This window comes from Janthinobacterium agaricidamnosum (genome assembly GCF_003667705.1).
In the GTDB taxonomy this organism is placed as follows: domain Bacteria; phylum Pseudomonadota; class Gammaproteobacteria; order Burkholderiales; family Burkholderiaceae_D; genus Janthinobacterium.
In genome coordinates, this window is the sequence record NZ_CP033019.1 from 1,614,593 (window position 1) to 1,634,401 (window position 19,809).

Annotated in this window: 19 protein-coding genes and 2 tRNA genes; 14 read left to right on the plus strand and 7 right to left on the minus strand. The window is 61.6% G+C overall.

Annotated elements, in window-relative coordinates:
- The first annotated feature begins 392 nt into the window (after window positions 1-392).
- A complete protein-coding gene (ppa, locus tag D9M09_RS07430; RefSeq protein ID WP_086139428.1) occupies window positions 393-935 on the plus strand; it encodes an inorganic diphosphatase in 543 nt (180 codons plus the stop codon).
- A gap of 50 nt (window positions 936-985) precedes the next feature.
- On the opposite strand, the gene D9M09_RS07435 is transcribed toward ppa, so the two are convergent.
- A complete protein-coding gene (locus D9M09_RS07435) occupies window positions 986-2,119 on the minus strand; it encodes a GNAT family N-acetyltransferase (protein WP_121668951.1) in 1,134 nt (377 codons plus the stop codon).
- 88 nt (window positions 2,120-2,207) lie between these two features.
- On the opposite strand from D9M09_RS07435, the gene D9M09_RS07440 reads away from it, so the two are divergent.
- Both D9M09_RS07440 and D9M09_RS07445 read left to right on the plus strand, forming a co-directional pair.
- The gene (locus D9M09_RS07440; protein ID WP_121668952.1) at window positions 2,208-3,824 is read left to right on the plus strand and encodes an NAD+ synthase; all 1,617 of its coding nucleotides are present in this window, start codon (window positions 2,208-2,210) and stop codon (window positions 3,822-3,824) included.
- 59 nt (window positions 3,825-3,883) lie between these two features.
- Window positions 3,884-4,222: a P-II family nitrogen regulator gene (locus D9M09_RS07445; protein ID WP_034758685.1), complete on the plus strand. Its 339-nt coding sequence runs from the start codon at window positions 3,884-3,886 to the stop codon at window positions 4,220-4,222.
- 144 nt (window positions 4,223-4,366) lie between these two features.
- On the opposite strand, the gene D9M09_RS07450 is transcribed toward D9M09_RS07445, so the two are convergent.
- The 3 genes from D9M09_RS07450 to trxB form a co-directional block, all read right to left on the minus strand.
- Window positions 4,367-4,996 carry a trimeric intracellular cation channel family protein gene (locus D9M09_RS07450; protein ID WP_034786156.1) on the minus strand — a complete coding sequence of 210 codons (630 nt, stop codon included), beginning with the start codon at window positions 4,994-4,996 and terminating at the stop codon, window positions 4,367-4,369.
- 135 nt (window positions 4,997-5,131) lie between these two features.
- A complete protein-coding gene (locus D9M09_RS07455) occupies window positions 5,132-5,806 on the minus strand; it encodes a Smr/MutS family protein (protein ID WP_121668953.1) in 675 nt (224 codons plus the stop codon).
- A gap of 7 nt (window positions 5,807-5,813) precedes the next feature.
- Window positions 5,814-6,767, minus strand: coding sequence for a thioredoxin-disulfide reductase (trxB, locus tag D9M09_RS07460; RefSeq protein ID WP_034786153.1), 954 nt, complete (start codon window positions 6,765-6,767; stop codon window positions 5,814-5,816).
- Window positions 6,768-6,983: 216 nt separating this feature from the next.
- Between trxB and D9M09_RS07465 the strand changes: the two genes are divergently transcribed.
- From D9M09_RS07465 to D9M09_RS07475, 3 genes are all read left to right on the plus strand, one after another.
- The gene (locus tag D9M09_RS07465) at window positions 6,984-9,344 is read left to right on the plus strand and encodes a DNA translocase FtsK (RefSeq protein WP_121668954.1); all 2,361 of its coding nucleotides are present in this window, start codon (window positions 6,984-6,986) and stop codon (window positions 9,342-9,344) included.
- Between the two features lie 31 nt (window positions 9,345-9,375).
- Window positions 9,376-10,005, plus strand: a complete 630-nt coding sequence (lolA, locus tag D9M09_RS07470; protein ID WP_099410692.1) for an outer membrane lipoprotein chaperone LolA — start codon at window positions 9,376-9,378, stop codon at window positions 10,003-10,005.
- A gap of 72 nt (window positions 10,006-10,077) precedes the next feature.
- A complete protein-coding gene (locus tag D9M09_RS07475; protein ID WP_070225008.1) occupies window positions 10,078-11,397 on the plus strand; it encodes a replication-associated recombination protein A in 1,320 nt (439 codons plus the stop codon).
- A 2-nt stretch (window positions 11,398-11,399) separates the two neighbouring features.
- Here the strand turns inward: D9M09_RS07475 and D9M09_RS07480 are convergent, their stop codons facing one another.
- Both D9M09_RS07480 and D9M09_RS07485 read right to left on the minus strand, forming a co-directional pair.
- Window positions 11,400-12,140, minus strand: a complete 741-nt coding sequence (locus D9M09_RS07480; protein ID WP_121668955.1) for an NAD-dependent epimerase/dehydratase family protein — start codon at window positions 12,138-12,140, stop codon at window positions 11,400-11,402.
- Entirely contained in the window at window positions 12,137-12,427 is a 291-nt protein-coding gene (locus D9M09_RS07485) for a DUF2917 domain-containing protein (RefSeq protein WP_070313181.1), read from the minus strand. Before D9M09_RS07485 ends, D9M09_RS07480 begins: the two co-directional genes overlap by 4 nt.
- 180 nt (window positions 12,428-12,607) lie before the next feature.
- Between D9M09_RS07485 and D9M09_RS07490 the strand changes: the two genes are divergently transcribed.
- From D9M09_RS07490 to D9M09_RS07510, 5 genes are all read left to right on the plus strand, one after another.
- Window positions 12,608-14,029, plus strand: a complete 1,422-nt coding sequence (locus D9M09_RS07490; protein WP_121670997.1) for a PLP-dependent aminotransferase family protein — start codon at window positions 12,608-12,610, stop codon at window positions 14,027-14,029.
- Between the two features lie 149 nt (window positions 14,030-14,178).
- Window positions 14,179-14,382 carry a hypothetical protein gene (locus tag D9M09_RS07495; protein WP_070313182.1) on the plus strand — a complete coding sequence of 68 codons (204 nt, stop codon included), beginning with the start codon at window positions 14,179-14,181 and terminating at the stop codon, window positions 14,380-14,382.
- A gap of 135 nt (window positions 14,383-14,517) precedes the next feature.
- Window positions 14,518-15,807, plus strand: a complete 1,290-nt coding sequence (serS, locus tag D9M09_RS07500) for a serine--tRNA ligase (RefSeq protein ID WP_099410689.1) — start codon at window positions 14,518-14,520, stop codon at window positions 15,805-15,807.
- A gap of 113 nt (window positions 15,808-15,920) precedes the next feature.
- Window positions 15,921-16,010, plus strand: a tRNA-Ser gene (locus tag D9M09_RS07505).
- Between the two features lie 345 nt (window positions 16,011-16,355).
- Window positions 16,356-16,445 (plus strand) — tRNA-Ser (locus tag D9M09_RS07510).
- 161 nt (window positions 16,446-16,606) lie between these two features.
- Here the strand turns inward: D9M09_RS07510 and D9M09_RS07515 are convergent.
- Window positions 16,607-17,206 (minus strand): hypothetical protein, encoded by a 600-nt coding sequence (locus D9M09_RS07515; RefSeq protein ID WP_139143733.1) that lies wholly within the window; start codon window positions 17,204-17,206, stop codon window positions 16,607-16,609.
- Window positions 17,207-17,336: 130 nt separating this feature from the next.
- On the opposite strand from D9M09_RS07515, the gene hisC reads away from it, so the two are divergent.
- From hisC to D9M09_RS07530, 3 genes are all read left to right on the plus strand, one after another.
- Window positions 17,337-18,392, plus strand: coding sequence for a histidinol-phosphate transaminase (gene hisC, locus D9M09_RS07520; protein ID WP_070291279.1), 1,056 nt, complete (start codon window positions 17,337-17,339; stop codon window positions 18,390-18,392).
- Between the two features lie 4 nt (window positions 18,393-18,396).
- Entirely contained in the window at window positions 18,397-18,834 is a 438-nt protein-coding gene (locus D9M09_RS07525; protein WP_070291278.1) for a GNAT family N-acetyltransferase, read from the plus strand.
- 63 nt (window positions 18,835-18,897) lie between these two features.
- Window positions 18,898-19,767 carry an NAD(P)-dependent oxidoreductase gene (locus tag D9M09_RS07530; protein WP_070291277.1) on the plus strand — a complete coding sequence of 290 codons (870 nt, stop codon included), beginning with the start codon at window positions 18,898-18,900 and terminating at the stop codon, window positions 19,765-19,767.
- Window positions 19,768-19,809: the final 42 nt, after the last annotated feature.

Sequence of the window (19,809 nt, forward strand, 5' to 3'; positions counted from 1 at the left end):
GCTTGATGGCCATCGATGGTGAGACGGCCGCGCCATCACGCGCTGACAGTTCGGGGAGAATAAGCCTGACACAGTTGTTATAAGTGGCTGCAATAAATGCAATGCCGGTTATGATAACCATGTCCGCTGCATGGTGATATTGAAATGAAAATATGACGATATTTCAGGTATTAACTCGGGGTCGACCGTAGTAATGCTTAAGTGTTTCTACTTATTATTCCCAATAGCCTGTTTATTCTCTCGGCAGCAGCTTGCGCGTGCCGGACGGCCGTGCTGGCGAGTGTTGCTGGCTGGACGCGCAAAACGCCGGCGCGCCGCTGCTGCATCGCACAAGCTGCCTGTACTTCGCTATAATTGCGTGGTTAAAACACCATCCGCTAATGAGGAACCCCATGAGTTTGAATAACGTCTCTTCCGGCCGCGACCTGCCGAACGATTTCAACGTCGTCATCGAAATCCCGATGAATGCCGATCCGATCAAGTACGAAGTCGACAAGGAAAGCGGCGCGATCTTCGTCGATCGCTTCATGGGTACCGCCATGCATTACCCGTGCAACTACGGCTACGTGCCGAACACCCTGTCGCCGGACGGCGATCCGGTCGACGTGCTGGTCATCACCCCGTTCCCGCTGATCCCGGGCGTGGTCGTGCGCTGCCGTCCTATCGGCGTGCTGAAAATGACCGACGAGTCGGGCGAAGACGCGAAAGTGCTGGCCGTGCCAGTCGACAAGGTCCTGTCGATCTACAGCCACTGGCAAAAGCCGGAAGACTTGAACGAACTGCGTTTGCGCCAGATCCAGCATTTCTTTGAGCACTACAAAGATCTGGAAAAAGGCAAATGGGTCAAGATCGACGGCTGGTATGGCCCTGAAGTGGCCAAGGAAGAAATCCTGGGCGGCGTCGCCGCCTACAAGGCAGATGCTGCAAAAGCCTAACAGCATCAGTTAAAAAACGCTCCCCGCCAGTCATGGCCGGGAGCGTTTTTTTATGCGCGAAACGGGCTGTGTTCGTTCAACTCATCGAGATAGGCATCGATGCCGCCCCGTTCGCGCTCGAGGAAGCGCTGCACGGCGTCGGCAAAGGCAGGGTGGGCCAGCCAGTGGGCGGACCAGGTCTTTTGCGGCAGGAAGCCGCGCGCCATCTTGTGCTCGCCCTGGGCGCCCCCTTCGAAGGTGGCGATGCCGTTGGCGATGCAAAATTCCAGCGGCTGGTAGTAGGCCGTCTCGAAGTGCAGGCACGGCACATGCTCGAGCGCGCCCCAGTAGCGGCCATATAAAGTGTCGGCCGTGTGGATCACCAGCGAAGCGGCAATGGCCCGGCCTTCGCGCTCGGCGATCACCAATAAAATGTTCTGCGGCATGCCGGCGGCGATGCCCCGGAAGAAGTCCAGCGACAGATAGGGCGAGGAGCGGTGTTCCGCATAGGTATTGCTGTAGCAGCGGTGGAACAGTTTCCAATCCGCGTCCGTGGCGTCCATGCCGCGCACCTGGCGCATGGTCACGCCCGCTTCCCGCACCTTGCGCCGCTCGGCGCGGATATTCTTGCGTTTCTTGTGTTCCAGGGTGGCGAGAAATTGCTCGAAATCCGTGTAGCCGGGATTGAGCCAGTGAAACTGCACGCCGCTGCGCATCAGGTAGCCGGCCTCGGCCAGCTGGCGCGCCTCGCTTTCCGGCGGGAACAGGATATGGCAGGACGACACGTCGGCCGCTTGCTGCTGGGCCTGCAAAAAGGCCAGCAGGGCGGCGCGCGCTTCGCCATCGCGGGCCAGCAAACGCGTGCCGCTGACGGGCGTAAAGGGAATAGCGGACAGCAGTTTCGGGTAGTATTCGAGGCCATGCTGCTGATAGGCGTCGGCCCAGGCCCAGTCGAACACGTATTCGCCATACGAGTGCATTTTCAGGTACAGGGGCAGGGCGGCGGCCAGCGTGTCTCCTTGCCACAGCACCAGGTAATTCGGTTGCCAGCCCGTGTCCGCGCTGGCGCAGCCGGACTCGTGCAGCGCGTGCAAAAAGGCATACGAGAGGAAGGGATTGCTATCCGCCTGGCACGCCAGCAGTTCAGACCAGGCCGCTTCGCCAATTTCAGCCAGGGTAGTGACGATAGCCGTGCGATAATTCATTGTTGTAGTGTGCATTCATCACTCTCGGGGCGCCACCATCGGCCTGTGTGCCCCTGTCTTGTTTAATAGAACGAAAATATCCATCATCATGACAGTCAAAGTCGCAATTGCTCAAATGAATAGTACGGTCGGCGATCTGGCCGGCAACCGTGCCAAGATCTTCGACCTTTCCCGCCGCGCCTTTGAAGCGGGCGCCGATATCGTGCTCACGCCGGAACTGTCGCTGGTCGGCTATCCACCCGAGGACTTATTACTGCGCAATGCATTCTACGCAAAAACGCAGGAAGCGTTTGCGGGGCTGGCGGCCGACCTGGCCCAGTTCAAGGATTTGCACGTGGTGGTGGGCGTGCCCCTGCAGGACGAGAAGGGCGTGCGCCACAATGCCGCCTCCGTGCTGGTCAATGGCGAAGTGCTGGGCACCTACCGCAAGCACGACTTGCCGAACACCACCGTGTTCGATGAAAAACGCTACTTTACGTCGTCGGACCAGGCTTTCGTGTTTGGCGTGAAAGGCGTGCGTTTCGGCATCAATATCTGCGAAGACACATGGTTCGAGCATGCGCCGATGCGCGCCCGCGCGGCCGGCGCGCAAGTGCTGCTGGTGCCGAACGGTTCGCCCTACCATATGAACAAGCAGCATCTGCGCTATGAAACCATGCGCAAGAACGTCAGCGCGCAAGGCATGGCCCTCGTGTACGCCAACCTGGTCGGCGGCCAGGACGAGCTGATTTTCGACGGCGATTCGTTTGTCATGGATGCGGCCGGCACGATTTGCGCCCAGCTGCGCCATTTCGAGGAAGACTTGCAACTGGTCGAGTTCGACGGCGCCACGCCCTTGCCGCAGCCGCTGGCCGCCCCGTTGACCACCGAGGCGCAGGTGTACCAGGCGCTGGTGCTGGGCGTGCGCGACTATATAGTCAAGAACGGCTTTCCGGGCGTGCTGATCGGCATGTCGGGCGGCGTCGATTCCGCGCTGACCCTGGCCATCGCCGTCGATGCGCTGGGCGCCGACAAGGTGCGCGCCGTGATGATGCCGTCGCAATTTACGGCCGATATCTCGTGGATCGACTCGCGCGACATGGTAAAACGCCTCGATGTGCGCTACGATGAAATTCCGATCAAGCAAACCTTCGACGCCTTCCGCGCTACCTTGGCCGGTGAGTTCGCGGGGCTGGCGGAAGACGCGACGGAAGAAAACATCCAGGCGCGCATCCGCGGCACCCTGCTGATGGCCCTGTCGAACAAGCATGGCAGTATCGTCTTGACGACGGGCAACAAGAGCGAGATGGCGGTCGGCTATTGCACGCTGTACGGCGACATGGCGGGCGGCTTTGCCGTGATCAAGGATATTGCCAAGACGCTCGTGTACCGCCTGTGTGCCTGGCGCAACAGCGTGTCGGACGTGATTCCCGAGCGCATACTGACGCGGGGACCGTCGGCCGAACTGCGCGCCGACCAGTTGGACCAGGATTCCTTGCCGCCATACGACGTACTCGACGGCATCATGCAGCTGTACATGGAAGAAAACCGGCCGATCGCCGAGATTATCGAGGCTGGCTACCCGCCGGCCGATGTGGCCCGGGTCACGCGCCTGATCAAGATCAATGAATACAAGCGGCGCCAGTCGCCGGTGGGCATCCGCGTCACGCACCGTGGCTTCGGCCGCGACTGGCGCTACCCGATTACCTCGAAGTTTTACGAGTAAGGCGGGGTTCCGTTAAGCCAGCTAATGAAGAACTGACGATTATCAATAAGGAGAAAGCCATGAAACAGATTACCGCCATCATCAAACCATTCAAGCTCGACGAAGTACGCGAGGCGCTGGCCGACGTGAACGTGACGGGCTTGACCGTGACGGAAGTGAAGGGCTTTGGCCGCCAGAAGGGCCATACCGAGCTGTACCGTGGCGCCGAGTACGTGGTCGACTTCTTGCCGAAAGTCAAAGTCGAAGTGGTGGTGGACGACAGCGTGTCGGAACTGGTGGTCGACGCCATCATCAAGGCGGCCCGCACGGGCAAGATTGGCGACGGCAAGATCTTCGTGCGCGACGTGGAGCAGGTCATCCGCATCCGCACGGGCGAGACGGGTCCGGACGCGGTGTAAATCCAAGCCAACAATGTTGTCGGATTACGGCTCTTCGAGCCTAATCCGACCTACGGCCTGATGCACGTTGATACGCGTAGGTCGGCTTAGCGCGCCAGCGCGTAAGCCGACGCTGCTGAGCCACCCAAGCTGCCGGATTGCGCATCAGCGCCCCAGCCGCATGTCGAATTTCCAGCAGATCAGGCGCAGTATCGTGATGCCGCTGGCGCTGGTCCACAGCGCGAAGTCGTGTTCGGCGCCGAAGTGCATCTGCAATAAATAAGCCCAGCAGCCGAAGAACGCGCAGATGGCGTACGGTTTGCCGTCGCGAAACACCATCGGCACTTCGTTGCACACGATGTCGCGCATCACGCCGCCGAAAATCCCCGTAATCACTCCCATCATCGACGCGATGAAGATCGGCATGCCGGCGCGCATGGCTTCGGCCACGCCGGCGATGGCGAACATGCCCAGGCCGATGGCGTCGGCGATGACGATCAGGCGTTCCGAGACGATCTGCCGCAAATGCTGGATCAGGGGCGCGGCCGTCAGGGCCAGCACGAAGATCAGGATCGCATATTCCTGGTGCGAGACCCAGAACAGAGGCCGCTTGTCGAGCAGAATGTCGCGCAAGGTGCCCCCGCCGAACGCCGTGATGAAGGCCACGACGAATACGCCGACCAGGTCCATGCGCTTGCGCCGCGCTTCGATGAAGCCGGAAAACGCGCCCACCAGGATGGCGATGACCTCAATGATCTTGATCAGCGAGCCAGGCGGCAATTGGGGTGGCATCATGGGTGGAGCGCGTGCACGAGACGCTAAGCAGGAAATAATTGTCACAGGTTAACATGACACGGCCCCGAATGGTGACAAACGGGGCCGTGCGCAGGGTGTAACTTGTTACTGAATTGTAATTTCTTGCTATCTATCCTAGCGGATGGGCTGCAGGGCTGCCGAGAGCAGCACGACGAGGGCGCCATCGCCCCCTTCGGAGCGGCGCGCCTGGCAAAAGGCGATGACTTCATCCTTTTGCACGAGCCAGCTGTGCACCATCGATTTCAAGACCGGTTCCTGGCCTTTCGAGCCAAAACCCTTGCCGTGGATTACGCGCACGCAGCGCAGCTTGCGCCGCGTCGCCTGGTTCAAGAAGGCGCCGATGCCGTCGCGCGCCTCGTCGCGGCGCAAGCCGTGCAAGTCCAGCTCATCCTGGATGGGCCAGTGGCCCTTGCGCATCTTCTTGACCACGTCCGGCCCCACGCCGGGGCGGGCGTAGTTCAGGGCCGGATCGTTTTCCAGATAATGGTCGACCTCGAACAAGTCCGACAGCGACTCGCGCAGCACGGCCGCGTCGTCCTCTTCCGGGGACAACTTGCGCGCGGGCTGCTGGACGCTGGCCGCGCCCGCCTTGGGCAGGCTGGGCATGTAGCGGTCCGACTCGGGCAGGCGCTTGACGCCGCCGATGCTGGCCTTGAACAGATTGCTTTCCACGGCCTGCACCTTGACCTGTTGCGCGCGCTCAGCCGCGGCTTGCGCGCGCGCATCGGCCTGCTCCTTGAGCTGCTTGCTGACCGCTTTCAGGTCGGCAAAGTCTTTCATCGACGCCATGCGACGCTTACTCCTGGCCTTCCAGGTAGCGCTGGGCGTCCAGTGCTGCCATGCAACCCGTGCCGGCGCTGGTGATGGCCTGGCGGTAGATATGGTCTTGCACGTCGCCGGCGGCAAACACGCCAGGCGCGCTGGTGGCCGTGGCCATGCCTTCCAGGCCCGTCTTGGTCTTGATGTAGCCGTTGTGCATTTCCAGCTGGCCTTCGAAGATGCCCGTGTTCGGCTTGTGGCCGATGGCGATGAACACGCCATGCACGCTCAATGCTTCGACCTTGCCGTCGATGGTCGACTTGATGTTCAGGCCCGTCACGCCGCCTTCGTTGCCCGTCACTTCATCCAGAGTGTGGTTATATTTCAACACAATCTTGCCCTCGGCAACCTTGGCGTTCAGGCGGTCGATCAAGATCGCTTCGGCGCGGAACTTGTCGCGGCGGTGGATCAGGGTGACCTTATTGGCGATGTTCGACAGGTACAGCGCTTCCTCGACGGCCGTGTTGCCGCCGCCGACGACGGCCACTTCCTGGTTGCGGTAGAAGAAGCCATCGCAGGTGGCGCAGGCGGACACGCCCTTGCCCATGAATTCCGCTTCCGACGGCAGGCCCAGGTATTGCGCGGACGCGCCCGTGGCGATGATCAGCGTATCGCACGTGTATTCGTGGCTGTCGCCCTTCAGGCGGATCGGTTTTTCATTGAGGAAAGTGGTGTGGATATGGTCAAACACGATTTCCGTATTGAAACGCTCGGCATGCTGCAGCAAGCGCTGCATCAGGTCCGGACCTTGCACGCCCATGGGGTCGCCTGGCCAGTTTTCCACGTCGGTGGTGGTCATCAGCTGGCCGCCTTGTTCCACGCCGGTGACCAGCATCGGGTTCAGGTTGGCGCGGGCGGCGTAGACGGCGGCGCTGTAGCCGGCTGGGCCGGAGCCGAGGATCAAAACGCGGGCGTGTTTGGTAGTGGTCATAATGAGGCTTCTCTATGAGTGGGGTCTATCCGAATTGGGGGCATACGCGCGAAGAACAAGGGCGTATTGCGCTTGCGCAAGCAATCCACGATTATAGACCAAGCCGCCTGTAGCGACGAATCGTGGGGCCGTCCGGGGCATATATGGCTTAGAATACTTCCTTATTATGGGAAATTCCCTTTCAGAAACATTTTTCACCTTGCAGCGCTTCCCAGAATGACTAAACCAGCCCAGGCCAATCAAAATAGCTACACCCGAAAACCGGTCGAACGCCGGCCCTTGCCCAACCGGCTGGTACGGCTGCTGTCCGAGGCGCGCTGGTTCGCGCTGGCCGCGTTTGCCCTGTATTTCGTGCTGATACTGGCCAGCTTCAACAAGCTCGACCCCGGCTGGTCGCATGCCACCAATGTCGACAAGGTGGCCAACCTGGGCGGCAAGCTCGGTGCGACCTTTTCCGATTTGCTGCTGTATATCTTCGGCTTTTCCGCCTGGTGGTGGTGCGTGTGGCTGCTGCGCACCGTGTGGAATGGCTATCGCCGCCTGAGTAAGCGCTTCCTGCTGGAAGAGGAGGAGGTGGAGCGCGAGCACCATGTCGAGATGCTGATCCGCATCGTCGGCTTCTCCATCATGCTGATCGGCAGCATGGGCCTTGAATACCTGCGCATGGCGAAGAGCCTGCACGTGCAGCTGCCGCGCGACCCGGGCGGCGTGCTGGGCCAGCTAGTCGGACATGCTAGCAAGGAAGCGTTTGGCTTTACTGGCGCCACCCTGCTGCTGTTGCTGCTGTTCGGCCTCGGTTTCAGCCTGTTCTTCCATGTATCGTGGCTGCAAGTGGCCGAACGCATCGGCGGCGCCATCGAAGACGCATTCAATTGGTTTGTGCTGCGCTACCAGGACCGCGAAGACCGCCGCCAGGGCGAAGTGGCCGCCGTGCGCCGCGACGAGGTGGTGGTGATCGAGCGGGCCAAGCACGTGGAAAAGCACGTGGCCGCGCCGCCCGTCAAGATCGAGCCGCAAGTCGTGACCGTGGTGAAATCGGAGCGCGTGGAAAAGGAGCGCCAGGCGCACCTGTTTGAAAACTTGGGCGATGGCAAGCTGCCGCCTTTGTCGCTGCTCGACGAAGCGCCGCCCGTGGTGGAAACGGTGTCCGTGGAAACCCTGGAATTCACGAGCCGCCTGATCGAAAAGAAATTATCGGACTTTGGCGTGGATGCCAAGGTAGTGGCCGCTTACCCCGGCCCTGTGGTGACGCGCTATGAGATCGAGCCGGCCACGGGCGTCAAGGGTAGTCAGATCGTGGGCCTGGCGCGCGACCTCGCCCGTTCGCTGTCGCTCACCTCGATTCGCGTCGTGGAAACCATTCCCGGCAAGAATTACATGGCGCTGGAATTGCCGAACAGCAAGCGCCAGATCGTGCGCCTGACGGAAATCCTCGGCTCCAAGGTCTACAACGATGGCGTGTCCAGCCTGACGATTGCGCTGGGCAAGGATATCGCCGGCAAGCCCGTCGTGGCCGATCTCGCCAAGATGCCCCACTTGCTGGTGGCCGGCACCACCGGTTCCGGCAAGTCCGTCGGCATCAATGCGACGATTTTGTCGCTGCTGTATAAATCCGACCCGCTCGACGTGCGATTGATCCTGATCGATCCGAAGATGCTGGAAATGTCCGTTTACGAAGGCATCCCGCACTTGCTGGCGCCCGTCGTGACGGACATGCGCCAGGCAGGCCATGCGCTGAACTGGGCCGTGAACGAGATGGAGCGCCGCTACAAGCTGATGAGCAAGATGGGCGTGCGTAACCTGGCCGGCTACAACGCGAAGATTGCCGACGCGAAAAAGCGCGAAGAACACATCCCGAATCCGTTCAGCCTGACGCCGGATTCGCCCGAGCCGCTGGAAAAACTGCCGACCATCGTCATCATCATCGACGAGCTGGCCGACTTGATGATGGTGGTGGGTAAAAAAGTCGAGGAATTGATCGCGCGTATCGCGCAAAAGGCGCGCGCCGCCGGCTTGCACTTGATTCTGGCCACGCAGCGCCCATCTGTAGACGTGATCACGGGGCTGATCAAGGCGAATATCCCGACGCGTATCGCCTTCCAGGTCTCGTCGAAGATCGATTCGCGCACGATTCTGGACCAGATGGGCGCGGAAACCCTGCTGGGCATGGGCGACATGCTGTACATGCCGCCCGGCACCGGCTTGCCGATGCGCGTGCACGGCGCGTTTGTGTCGGATGAAGAAGTCCACCGCGTTGTCAGCCATTTGAAGCTGCAGGGCGAACCGAATTACATCGAGGGCATCCTCGAAGGCGGCACCCTGGAAGGCGACGGCGCCGAAGGCGGCGCGCCGGGCGAGGGCGGCGGCGAGGCCGATGCCCTGTACGACCAGGCGGTGGCGGTAGTGCTGAAAAACCGCCGCGCCTCAATTTCGCTGGTGCAGCGTCATTTGCGCATCGGCTACAACCGCGCGGCCCGTCTGCTCGAGCAGATGGAGCAGAGCGGGGTGGTTTCAACCATGCAATCCAATGGCAACCGGGAAATCCTGGTGCCGGCGGCGAGTAGTGAACAAGGGTAACGGAATGAAGAATACGACTTTCGCAGCAAAAATGATCATCGGCGCGGCCAGCGTCGCCTGCAGTATGCTGTTCGCGGCCAGCGCCTCGGCCAGTGCCCTCGAGCAATTCAAGAGCTTTGCGGCCGGCACCAAGTCGGCCAAGGGCGAGTTCGTGCAGCGCCAGGTCAAGAAGGCGGACGCCAGCGGCAAGGCGAAAGTGTCGACGCCAGCCAGCGGCACGTTCGAGTTCGCGCGCCCAGGCAAGTTCATCTGGACGTATCTGAAACCATACGAGCAGCTGCTGCAGGCGGACGGCGACAAGCTGTATATCTACGACAAGGACCTGAGCCAGGTGACGGTCAAGAAGCTGGGCGACGCGCTCGGTTCCTCGCCGGCCGCCATCTTGTTCGGCAGCAACGACCTGGAAAAGAATTTCACCCTGGCCGAAGCAGGCACGCGCGATGGCCTGGAATGGCTGAAAGCGACGCCGAAAGCGAAGGACACGACCTTCGACGAAATCACCATCGGCCTGCGCAACGGCGTGCCGGAAGCGATGGAATTGCGCGACTCGTTCGGGCAGACGTCGGTGCTGGCGTTCAAGAATTTCCAGAAAAATCCGGCACTGTCCGCGAACCATTTCAAATTCGTGATGCCTAAAGGCGCGGACGTGATCAACAACTAAGTTTTTCACGTGCTGTTTTTTTGACCGGCCTCGCACCATGCGGGGCCTTTGCATTCTTACCTGGTACATATTATGGCGGATCTCTTTTCCACCGCACCGCGCCAGCCGCTGGCCGAAGCCTTGCGGCCTGCTACTCTCAACGAAGTCATCGGCCAGACGCATCTGTTGGGCGTCGGCAAGCCGCTGCGCCTGGCGTTCGAGGCGGGCAAGGCCCATTCGATGATTTTATGGGGGCCGCCCGGCGTGGGCAAGACGACCCTGGCGCGCCTGATGGCCAACGCGTTTGACAGCGAATTCATCGCTCTGTCGGCCGTGTTTGCAGGGGTGAAAGATATCCGCGCGGCCATGGACCAGGCCCGCCACAGCCTGGACCAGTTCGGCAAGCACACTTTATTGTTTGTCGACGAGATCCACCGGTTTAATAAATCGCAACAGGACGCCTTGCTGCCTTTCGTGGAGTCGGGTCTGGTGACCTTCATCGGCGCCACCACCGAAAACCCCAGCTTCGAAGTGAACTCGGCGCTGCTGTCGCGCGCGCAAGTGTATGTGTTGAAGTCGCTCAACGAAGACGAGATGAAGCAGTTGCTGGCCAAGGCGCAAAGCACGGCGCTGACGCATTTGACCTTCGACGAGGCGGCGGCCGACACCCTGATCGGCTATGCGGATGGCGATGCGCGCCGCTTTTTGAACTTGCTGGAGCAGGCCGAGACGGCCGCCAGCTCGACGGGCACGACGACCATCGACGCGGCCTTCGTCGACAATGCGCTCACCTTGAATTCGCGCCGCTTCGACAAGGGCGGCGACAATTTCTATGACCAGATTTCTGCCCTGCACAAGTCCGTGCGCGGTTCGAACCCGGATGCGGCCCTGTACTGGTTTTGCCGCATGATCGACGGCGGCGCCGACCCGCGCTATCTGTCGCGGCGCATCGTGCGCATGGCCTGGGAAGACATCGGCCTGGCCGACCCCCGCGCCTTGACCATGGTCAATGACGCGGCGGAAACGTATGAACGCCTCGGTTCGCCCGAAGGCGAGCTGGCCCTGGGCCAGGCCGTGATCTACCTGGCGATCGCCGCGAAAAGCAATGCCGGCTACAACGCTTTTAATACGGCCATGGCGTTTGTGAAGAAGGACAAGTCCAAGGAAGTGCCCGTGCATTTGCGCAATGCGCCGACGAAATTGATGAAGGAACTCGGCTACGGCCACGCCTACCGCTACGCGCACGATGAACCCGATGCGTATGCGGCCGGTGAAACGTATTTTCCGGACGGCATGGCGGAACCGGGCTGGTACCAGCCCGTGCCGCGCGGCCTGGAAAGTAAAATCGCCGACAAGCTGGCGTGGCTGCGCGAACTGGACAGAAAAGCGGGCAAGCCAGCCGGCAAGGGCTGACGCTACAAGCCCAGCAAGCTAAAACCGTCATCCTGCGGCGCGTAGCCCACCAGCTGGCGTGTCGCCGCAATGGACAGCCGTTTGTAGCGGTTGTCCGACACCCCATGCACGACGTGGTAGCCGGGCGGCACGTCGGCGGCGATGCAGCGGGCCAGCAGCTGCACCACATCGCGTTCGCTGATGAAGGCGGCGATGTCGCGCGCGCTGTGTTGTTGACCTTTCTCAAACTGCGCCACGTTGGCGATGCGCACGGCGATCGCCGTCATGCCATGCTGGTGGGCGAATGCGGAGGCCACGCCTTCGCCGAAGGCCTTGCTGGCGCCATACATGTTCGCCGGCCGCGCCGGCATGCTTTCGTGCACTTGCACGTCCAGCGGATAGCCTTCGACGGCTTGCGCGCTGCTGGCGAATACCACTCTTTTCACTCCCTGCGCTTGTGCCGCGCGGAAGATGTTGTGCGTGCCGATGATGTTCGGCTGCAGCAATTGCGCGTCGAAATCGGCGCTGGCGTGCGGCACGCCGGCCAGGTGCAGCACCACGTCGGTATCGGTGCAGGCGGCCAGGCAGGCGGCGTAATCGCTGACGTCGAGCTGCATGGGCGGGCAGGGCGCTTCGGCCAGCTTGCCTGTGTGCAGGTCGGCCAGGCGCAGGGAGAATTCCCCGTGCCGGCGCTTCCAGAAAGCGGTGCCGATGCTGCCGGCGGCGCCCGTGACGAGGACGCGCAATGGTGGTGCTTGAGTCATGTATTCCTAATATTCAAGGTGTGAGGCAGTGCCAGGTTCAGCCAGCGCAGCAGGGCGGGGCGCGGTGCGGCCGTCCCATGCACGCGGATGCGTCCGTTGCCCACGGCTTCGACCAGCACCAGGCCGTCATTCGGGATCGTGTAGCGTTCGCCGCTGCGCAGCACGCAATCCTCGAACTGGGCGTAGGCCGTGATCCACGCCGTGCCGGACAGGCATTCGATGACCCTGGCGCGCGCTTTTTCCAGGCGCAAGGGCCGTTCGCTGCGTAATTCGTGGTCGGTTTGCATGGCATCGCTCCTGTTGTGCTGACAGGAACAGCTTAGGCGCTGGGCTTGAACCATGACAGATGCAGGAAAACGAAATTGTCATGCATACAGTGCGCTTCATCGTACACTGTGCTTGTCAAAAAAACGGGCAACTGTATCTGTGCGTGCCGCGCGCGCCAGCCGCATACTGAAGGGATGAACATGAGCGCGCCTTTGAATCTGTACGAGCACCTGGCCAACGAGCTGGGCGCCTTGATCGACGCGCGCGTGTTCGCGCCCGGCGACCGCCTGCCGTCGATCCGCCACCTGGCGCAGCAAAAGCGCATTTCCGTCAGCACGGTGATGCAAGCCTTGCGCCTGATGGAAGACCGGGGGCAGGTCGATGCGCGGCCCCAGTCCGGCTATTTCGTGCGCCACCGGGCGCCGCGCCGGCCCTGCAGCGCGGACGCGCAGCATTTGAAGGAGCCGGCCTTTGTCGGCATCAACAACCTGTTGATGCGCGTGCTGAAGGAAAACGAGGCGCCCGCTATCGTGCAGCTGGGCACGGCCTGGCCGCCCGACGAGATATTGCCCATCAAGCGCATGCAGCGCACCATCAGCGCGGTGGCGCGGCGCGAGCCGGCGTTATTGAGCAAGGTCAGTTGCTACGACGTCAGCGAAGGCAATTTCTTGCGCCAGGTCACGCGCCGCGCGCTGGATTGGGGCAAGCTGGACCCGCACGAGATCGTCGTGACGAATTCCTGCACGGAAGCGATCAGCCTGTGCCTGCGCGCCGTCGCCAAACCGGGCGACACCATCGCCATTGAGTCGGCCACGTATTTCGTGCTGCTGCAGATGATAGAAAGCCTGGGCATGAAGGCGCTGGAAATCCCCACCGACCCAAAGACGGGGCCGTCGCTCGATGCGCTCGAACTGGCCCTGCGCGCCGGCCTCGTGCAGGCGTGCCTGTTCGTGCCGAACGCGAATAATCCCCTGGGCTGCGTCATGCCGGAAGCCAACAAGAAGCGCTTGGCGGGGCTGCTGTCGGAATTCAATATTCCGCTGGTGGAAGACGACGTGTATGGCGACCTGTGCTTTGCACCGCAGCGCCCGTGGCCCGTGAAGGCTTACGACACGAGCGGCAATGTGCTGCTGTGTTCCTCGTTTTCCAAGGCCATCACGCCCGCGTCGCGCGTGGGCTATGTGCTGGCCGGGCGTTTCGCGCAGGAAGTGGCCTTGCTGAAAACCGTGTCGAGCGGCGCCACCAGCCATTTTTTCCAGGCCGTACTGGCCGATTTTTTGGAGGGCAGCAGCTACGACCAGCAGCTGCGCAAGATGCGGCGCACGCTGGTGCAGCGCATCGCGCGCATGTCCGATGCCGTGGCGGCCAGCTTTCCGGTCGACTGCATGCTGTCCGAGCCGCAGGGCGGTTTCGTGCTGTGGGTGCAGATGCCGCCGCAGGTCGATGCGCTGGCCCTGCATGGCCATGCCATTGCCGACGGCGTGGCGTATATGCCGGGCCAGCTGTTCTCGGCTTCGGGCAAGTTCGGCAATTATCTGCGCCTCAATTGCGGCAATGCGTGGACGCCGCGCATCGAGCAGGCGATCGGCCGGCTGGGCCGTCTGGTGCATGAGGCCTTGTAACTATTCTTTGCGTTTCAGTCCCCGTTTTTCACCGTTCGCTCCCTGTTTTTCGCCGCTGGTCGCAAGCCGGTGGCCTTGTTTGCCGCCGTTGGCTAAAGTAGCACCATACCAGCAGCAGTCAACGAAACAAACTAACCAGGAGTCACATCATGAACGCACTGAAAAACATGGAAATCGCCTTTATCGCCGCCGCCGTCCTGGCCATCGGTAGCAGCTTCGCCACCGCCGGCGCCAACACGGTGGAGGTGAGCGCCACGTCGACCCTGATCGCCCAGGCCGCCGACAGCACGATGCCCGTCGTCACCGTCAGCGCCCGCCGCCTGACCGCTGCCGAAAAAGCCGCTTTCATTTAAGTATCCGCCGTAAAGCGGGCGCGAGTGCCCGGCCATGCCGCCATGACGATGGCAGAGCGAGTGCAAAACTCATAAAGAACTGAACGGGTCTTGGTACAATGAGTGCTTTCGATACATCGGCACCGCCATTCACCCATGATAGATATCCAACTTCTCCGTAAAGACATCGCCAACGTCGCAGAACGCCTGGCGACGCGCAAATTCCAGCTCGACGTGGCAGGTTTTACCGCCCTCGAAGCCGAACGCAAGGCGATCCAGACGCGCACCGAAGAGCTGCAGGGCAAGCGCAACGCGCTGTCCAAGCAAATCGGCATGTTGAAAGGCAAGGGGGAAGACACCTCGGCCGTGATGGCGCAAGTGGCCGGCCTGGGCGATGAGCTGAAAGCCGATGAAGCGGCCCTGACCGTGGTGCAAGCCAAGCTGAGCGACTTCATCATGGCGGTGCCGAACCTGCCGCACGAATCGGCACCGGTAGGCACGGATGAGTCGGGCAACGTGGAAGTGCGCAAGGTCGGCACGCCGCGCACGTTCGATTTCGAAGTCAAGGATCACGTCGACGTGGGCGCCCCGCTGGGCCTCGACTTCGAAGTGGCCACCAAGCTGACCGGTTCGCGCTTCTCCGTGATGAAGGGCGGCATCGCCCGTCTGCACCGCGCACTGGCGCAATTCATGCTCAACACGCACGTGGACGAGCACGGCTACACGGAATGCTATACGCCGTACATGGTCAACGCCGATTCGCTGCGCGGCACGGGCCAGCTGCCAAAATTCGAAGCTGATCTGTTCTCGGTGAAAAAAGGCGGCGTGGAAGGCGAGGGCGAGACCTTCTACCTGATCCCCACGTCGGAAGTGTCGCTGACCAACATCGCGCGCGATGAAATCCTCGCGCTCGACCAATTGCCCCTGAAAATGACGGCCCACACGCCATGCTTCCGTTCGGAAGCGGGCAGCTATGGCCGCGACACGCGCGGCATGATCCGCCAGCACCAGTTCGACAAGGTGGAAATGGTGCAAGTGGTGCACCCGGACACCTCGTACCAGGTGCTGGAAGAAATGGTCGGCCACGCGGAAACGATATTGCAACGCCTGGGCCTGCCGTACCGCGTGATGTCGCTGTGCACGGGCGACATGGGCTTTACGGCCAGCAAGACCTTCGACCTGGAAGTATGGCTGCCGGCGCAGAACACCTACCGTGAAATCTCGTCCCTGTCGAACACGGAAGCCTTCCAGGCACGCCGCATGCAGGCACGTTTCCGCAACGCCGCCGGCAAGCCGGAACTGGCCCACACCCTGAACGGCTCCGGCCTGGCAGTGGGCCGTACCCTGGTGGCCGTGCTGGAAAACTACCAGCAAGCGGACGGCAGCGTCGAAATCCCGCCAGTGCTGCGCCCGTATATGGGCGGCCTGACGCATCTGAAGGCGTAAAAAAGACCAGGCAGCTTGCTGCAATGGAAGGCTTAAAATAGTCCTTCCATTTTTTCAAGCGGCTGCTATAATCTTGCCTTCTCGCAGCAATGCGGGAAAAGACCGCAGCAAATGGAGAGGTGGCAGAGTGGTCGAATGTACTTGACTCGAAATCAAGCGTACGTTAAATCGTACCGTGGGTTCGAATCCCACCCTCTCCGCCAGAACAAATAGAGAAAGCTCCCGCAAGGGAGCTTTTTTTATTTGTGGCGGCGAAGAGGAGTACGCCCCCTGCGGGGCGTACGCGTGGGATTCGAAGCCCCGCGCATATTTGCGCGGGGCTCTCCGAATCGTCCAATTGGTTTTCACGCGTGCGCCAAGGTGGCGTCTACAAAGGCGAGCCGCGCCTTGCGCCGGGCTCTCCGAATCGTCAAATTGTTTTTCGGGTTGGCGTCCAGCATTGGGTTGCAAATCACCAATAAACCCCTACCCAACCCAACAACACCCATGCTAAAATAGCGCCTCGTTCAAACAGGCATGCCCGTTTGAGCGAATAGACCGCAGTAAACGGAGAGGTGGCAGAGTGGTCGAATGTACTTGACTCGAAATCAAGCGTACGTTAAATCGTACCGTGGGTTCGAATCCCACCCTCTCCGCCAGAATACATAAGAGAAGCTCCCCCCAAGGGAGCTTTTTTTATTTGCGCAACGCCAAAAAATCGTCAGCGTCTCAATGCAGGTAGAAAAACCGCCCAAAGCGCGCAGCGCAAGGCGTTTTTTCCTCCATTCAGGTTTTAAAGGCCAGCCCCCAGGAACCCAAGCTAATGCACGAGCTTGGCTACCGCAAACGCGACACCCGACATGGCAATGATCGTCCCCACACACGACAGGATGACAGCCGACTTCGCCTCAGCCACATCTGACTTGGTCGCATAATTGGAGCGCACCACAGCGAGGTCCAGTTTCAAGCCACCGACATCGGTCTTGAGAACGCCGACATCCGTTTTCAGACCAGCCACATCCACCTTGATGCCGGCCACATCAACCTTCAAATCAGCAACGTCCAGTTTCACCCCGGCCATGTCTTTTCCCAGTGTGTTGACTTGCTCGTCCATGGCGCAATCCTCCGTACTTGTCACTGCATGCTCCTCGCTTTTTTCACCGCTGTCAAACAGTGTCCCGAGGGTATCGCGCATGGCTTTGCTATTGTTTGCCAGGCGTTGTGCCAGTGCCGTCACGCGCTGCAAGTCGGCCATACCCTCGCCCTGTAGCTGCTCAGTGGCAGTCTGCAATTCGACGGCGATCTGTTCGCCGAGGCTGGTGGCAACCCGCATCCATGCCTCGATCTTGCGCTGGCGTGCCTGTTGCGTGAGCGCGTCATGCCGCACCCGCGTATCGCTCAGCTTGTGCATGCTGTTCATGCCACGTCCTCTACAGTCTGGGGCCGATGCCGATGCTGTCCACGCTACCCCTTGCCGATGCCCCCCACCTTGACCCCGCTCAGCCTATGTTAATCTACCCCCTCCCATCCCGACCCCACCCATAAAAGCAATGAGCCGATTCTGGAGCAACATCGTCAGCGAGCTGACCCCCTACGTCCCCGGCGAGCAGCCGAAACTGCCCGACCTGGTGAAACTCAACACCAACGAAAACCCCTACGGCCCGTCGCCGCAGGTGCTGGCCGCGCTGCGCGAAGCGGCCAACGACAGCCTGCGCCTCTACCCCGATCCCACGGCCAGCGAACTGAAGCAAACCCTGGCCGCCTACCACGGACTCGACAGCGCGCAGGTGTTCGTCGGCAACGGTTCCGATGAAGTGCTGGCGCTGGCCTTCATGGCCTTGCTCAAGCACGACGCACCCCTGCTGTTCCCGGACATCAGCTACAGCTTCTATCCCGTGTATTGCAAGCTGTACGGCATCGATTACCGGACGGTCGCGCTCGACGACACCATGCGCATCCGCCCGGAAGACTATCAAGGGCCGTGCGGCGCCATCATCTTCCCGAATCCCAACGCGCCCACGGGCGTGGACTTGCCGCTGGCCGGCGTGGAAACCTTGCTGCGCGAGCATCCCGACGCCGTGGTCGTGGTCGATGAAGCGTATGTGGATTTCGGCGGCGAGAGCGCCGTGGCCCTGGTCGACCGGTATCCGAACTTGCTGGTGGTGCAGACGTTCTCGAAGTCGCGCTCGCTGGCCGGCTTGCGCGTCGGCTGCGCCTTCGGCCATGCGGACCTGATCGAGGCGCTGGAGCGCGTGAAGAACAGTTTCAACTCGTATCCGCTGGATAGGCTGGCCCTGGCCGGCGCCGTCGCTTCGCTGCAAGACGAAGCGTATTTCCAGCAGACGCGCCAGGCCGTGATCGCCAGCCGCGAACAGCTGGCGGCGGACCTGGCGGCGCTGGGCTTCGAGGTGCTGCCGTCGGTGGCCAACTTTGTCTTTGCCCGCCACCCGCAGCATGATGCGGCGCAACTGGCGGCCGGCTTGCGCGCCAAGTCGGTGATCGTGCGCCATTTCAATGCACCGCGCATCAGCCAGTATTTGCGCATCAGCATCGGCAACCCGGCCGAGTGCGCCGCCTTGATGGCGGCCTTGCGCGCAGTGCTGTGACGCCATGCTGACCTTCGTCCCAGCCAGCAGCGCCGATGGCGAGGCGCTGGCCAGCCTGCGCGTGGCCGCCATGCGCGACAGCCTGGAGCGCATCGGCCGCTATGATCCGCAGCGGGCGCGCCAGCGTTTCCTGTCCACCTACGACCCCGCCTGCACCTGGCAGTTGCGCCACGGCGGCGCGCTGGCCGGCTTCTATGTGTTGCGCCCGCAAGCGGATTATTTGCTGCTCGACCACCTCTACCTGGCGCCGGAATGCCAGCGGCAAGGCATGGGTGCGTCCGTGCTGGCGCGCGTGTTTGCCGAGGCCGATGCGGCCCGCAAGAGCGTGCGCGTGGGCGCCTTGCGCGGCAGCGAGGCGAACCGCTTCTATATGCGTCACGGCTTCGTGCCGGATGGCGAGGAAGAGTTCGACCTGTATTATCGGCGCGCCCCCGCGCCTTGATGCTGCCGGCGGCGACTGTTTGTGCAACAATAATCGGATTCACACATCGACAGGACGGACAAAATGGCAAAAGTGGCATTCATCGGCTTGGGCGTCATGGGTTTCCCCATGGCAGGTCATCTGGCGGCGGGCGGGCACGACGTCACCGTGTACAACCGCAACCCGGCCCGCGCGGCCGCCTGGCTGGAGCAATACAAGGGCAGCAGCGCCGCCACGCCGGCCGCCGCCGCAGCGGGTGCCGAGTTCGTCTTCACCTGCATCGGCAACGATAACGACCTGTATCAAGTGATCCTGGAAGAGGGCGGCTTGCTGTCCACCATGGCGCCGGGCAGCATCCTGATCGACCATACGACGGCGTCCGCCGAAGCGGCGCGCACCATCCACGCGGCGGCGAAAGAGCAGGGCGTGTTCTTCCTCGACGCGCCCGTGTCCGGCGGCCAGGCGGGCGCGGAAAACGGCAAGCTGACCGTGATGGTGGGCGGCGATGCGCAGGCGTATGCACGGGCCGAGCCCGTCATCGCCCTGTTCTCGCGCGCCGTCACCTATATGGGCGCTTCCGGTTCCGGCCAGCTCACGAAAATGGTCAACCAGATCTGCATCGCGGGCCTGGTGCAAGCCTTGAGCGAGGGCATTGCCTTTGCGGAAAACGCGGGGCTCGATGCGGCGCTGGTCGTCGACGTGATTTCCAAGGGCGCGGCGCAATCGTGGCAGCTGGAAAACCGGGGCAAGACGATGATCGAGCGCAAGTTCGACTTCGGTTTCGCCGTCGACCTGATGCGCAAGGACCTCGGTATCTGCCTGGCCGAAGCGAAACGCAACGGCAGCGACTTGCCCGTGACGACCTTGACGGACCAGTTCTATGGCGAAGTGCAGCAGGCGGGCGGCAACCGTTACGACACGTCCAGCCTGATCACCCGCTTGAACAAAAAGTAAGTCTTCAGTTAATCGGCAAACAGCGGCGCGTCCCTGTCCAGG

Coding starts and splice junctions, on each gene's coding strand:
- D9M09_RS07475 (WP_070225008.1), top strand. CDS start 10,078: ATGGCGGATCTCTTTTCCACCGCACCGCGCCAGCCGCTGGCCGAAGCC.
- D9M09_RS07465 (WP_121668954.1), top strand. CDS start 6,984: ATGACTAAACCAGCCCAGGCCAATCAAAATAGCTACACCCGAAAACCG.
- D9M09_RS07455 (WP_121668953.1), bottom strand. CDS start 5,806: ATGGCGTCGATGAAAGACTTTGCCGACCTGAAAGCGGTCAGCAAGCAG.
- D9M09_RS07445 (WP_034758685.1), top strand. CDS start 3,884: ATGAAACAGATTACCGCCATCATCAAACCATTCAAGCTCGACGAAGTA.
- D9M09_RS07495 (WP_070313182.1), top strand. CDS start 14,179: ATGAACGCACTGAAAAACATGGAAATCGCCTTTATCGCCGCCGCCGTC.
- D9M09_RS07480 (WP_121668955.1), bottom strand. CDS start 12,140: ATGACTCAAGCACCACCATTGCGCGTCCTCGTCACGGGCGCCGCCGGC.
- D9M09_RS07525 (WP_070291278.1), top strand. CDS start 18,397: ATGCTGACCTTCGTCCCAGCCAGCAGCGCCGATGGCGAGGCGCTGGCC.
- serS (WP_099410689.1), top strand. CDS start 14,518: ATGATAGATATCCAACTTCTCCGTAAAGACATCGCCAACGTCGCAGAA.
- trxB (WP_034786153.1), bottom strand. CDS start 6,767: ATGACCACTACCAAACACGCCCGCGTTTTGATCCTCGGCTCCGGCCCA.
- D9M09_RS07450 (WP_034786156.1), bottom strand. CDS start 4,996: ATGATGCCACCCCAATTGCCGCCTGGCTCGCTGATCAAGATCATTGAG.
- D9M09_RS07515 (WP_139143733.1), bottom strand. CDS start 17,206: ATGAACAGCATGCACAAGCTGAGCGATACGCGGGTGCGGCATGACGCG.
- lolA (WP_099410692.1), top strand. CDS start 9,376: ATGATCATCGGCGCGGCCAGCGTCGCCTGCAGTATGCTGTTCGCGGCC.
- D9M09_RS07485 (WP_070313181.1), bottom strand. CDS start 12,427: ATGCAAACCGACCACGAATTACGCAGCGAACGGCCCTTGCGCCTGGAA.
- D9M09_RS07490 (WP_121670997.1), top strand. CDS start 12,608: ATGAGCGCGCCTTTGAATCTGTACGAGCACCTGGCCAACGAGCTGGGC.
- D9M09_RS07435 (WP_121668951.1), bottom strand. CDS start 2,119: ATGAATTATCGCACGGCTATCGTCACTACCCTGGCTGAAATTGGCGAA.
- ppa (WP_086139428.1), top strand. CDS start 393: ATGAGTTTGAATAACGTCTCTTCCGGCCGCGACCTGCCGAACGATTTC.
- D9M09_RS07440 (WP_121668952.1), top strand. CDS start 2,208: ATGACAGTCAAAGTCGCAATTGCTCAAATGAATAGTACGGTCGGCGAT.
- D9M09_RS07530 (WP_070291277.1), top strand. CDS start 18,898: ATGGCAAAAGTGGCATTCATCGGCTTGGGCGTCATGGGTTTCCCCATG.
- hisC (WP_070291279.1), top strand. CDS start 17,337: ATGAGCCGATTCTGGAGCAACATCGTCAGCGAGCTGACCCCCTACGTC.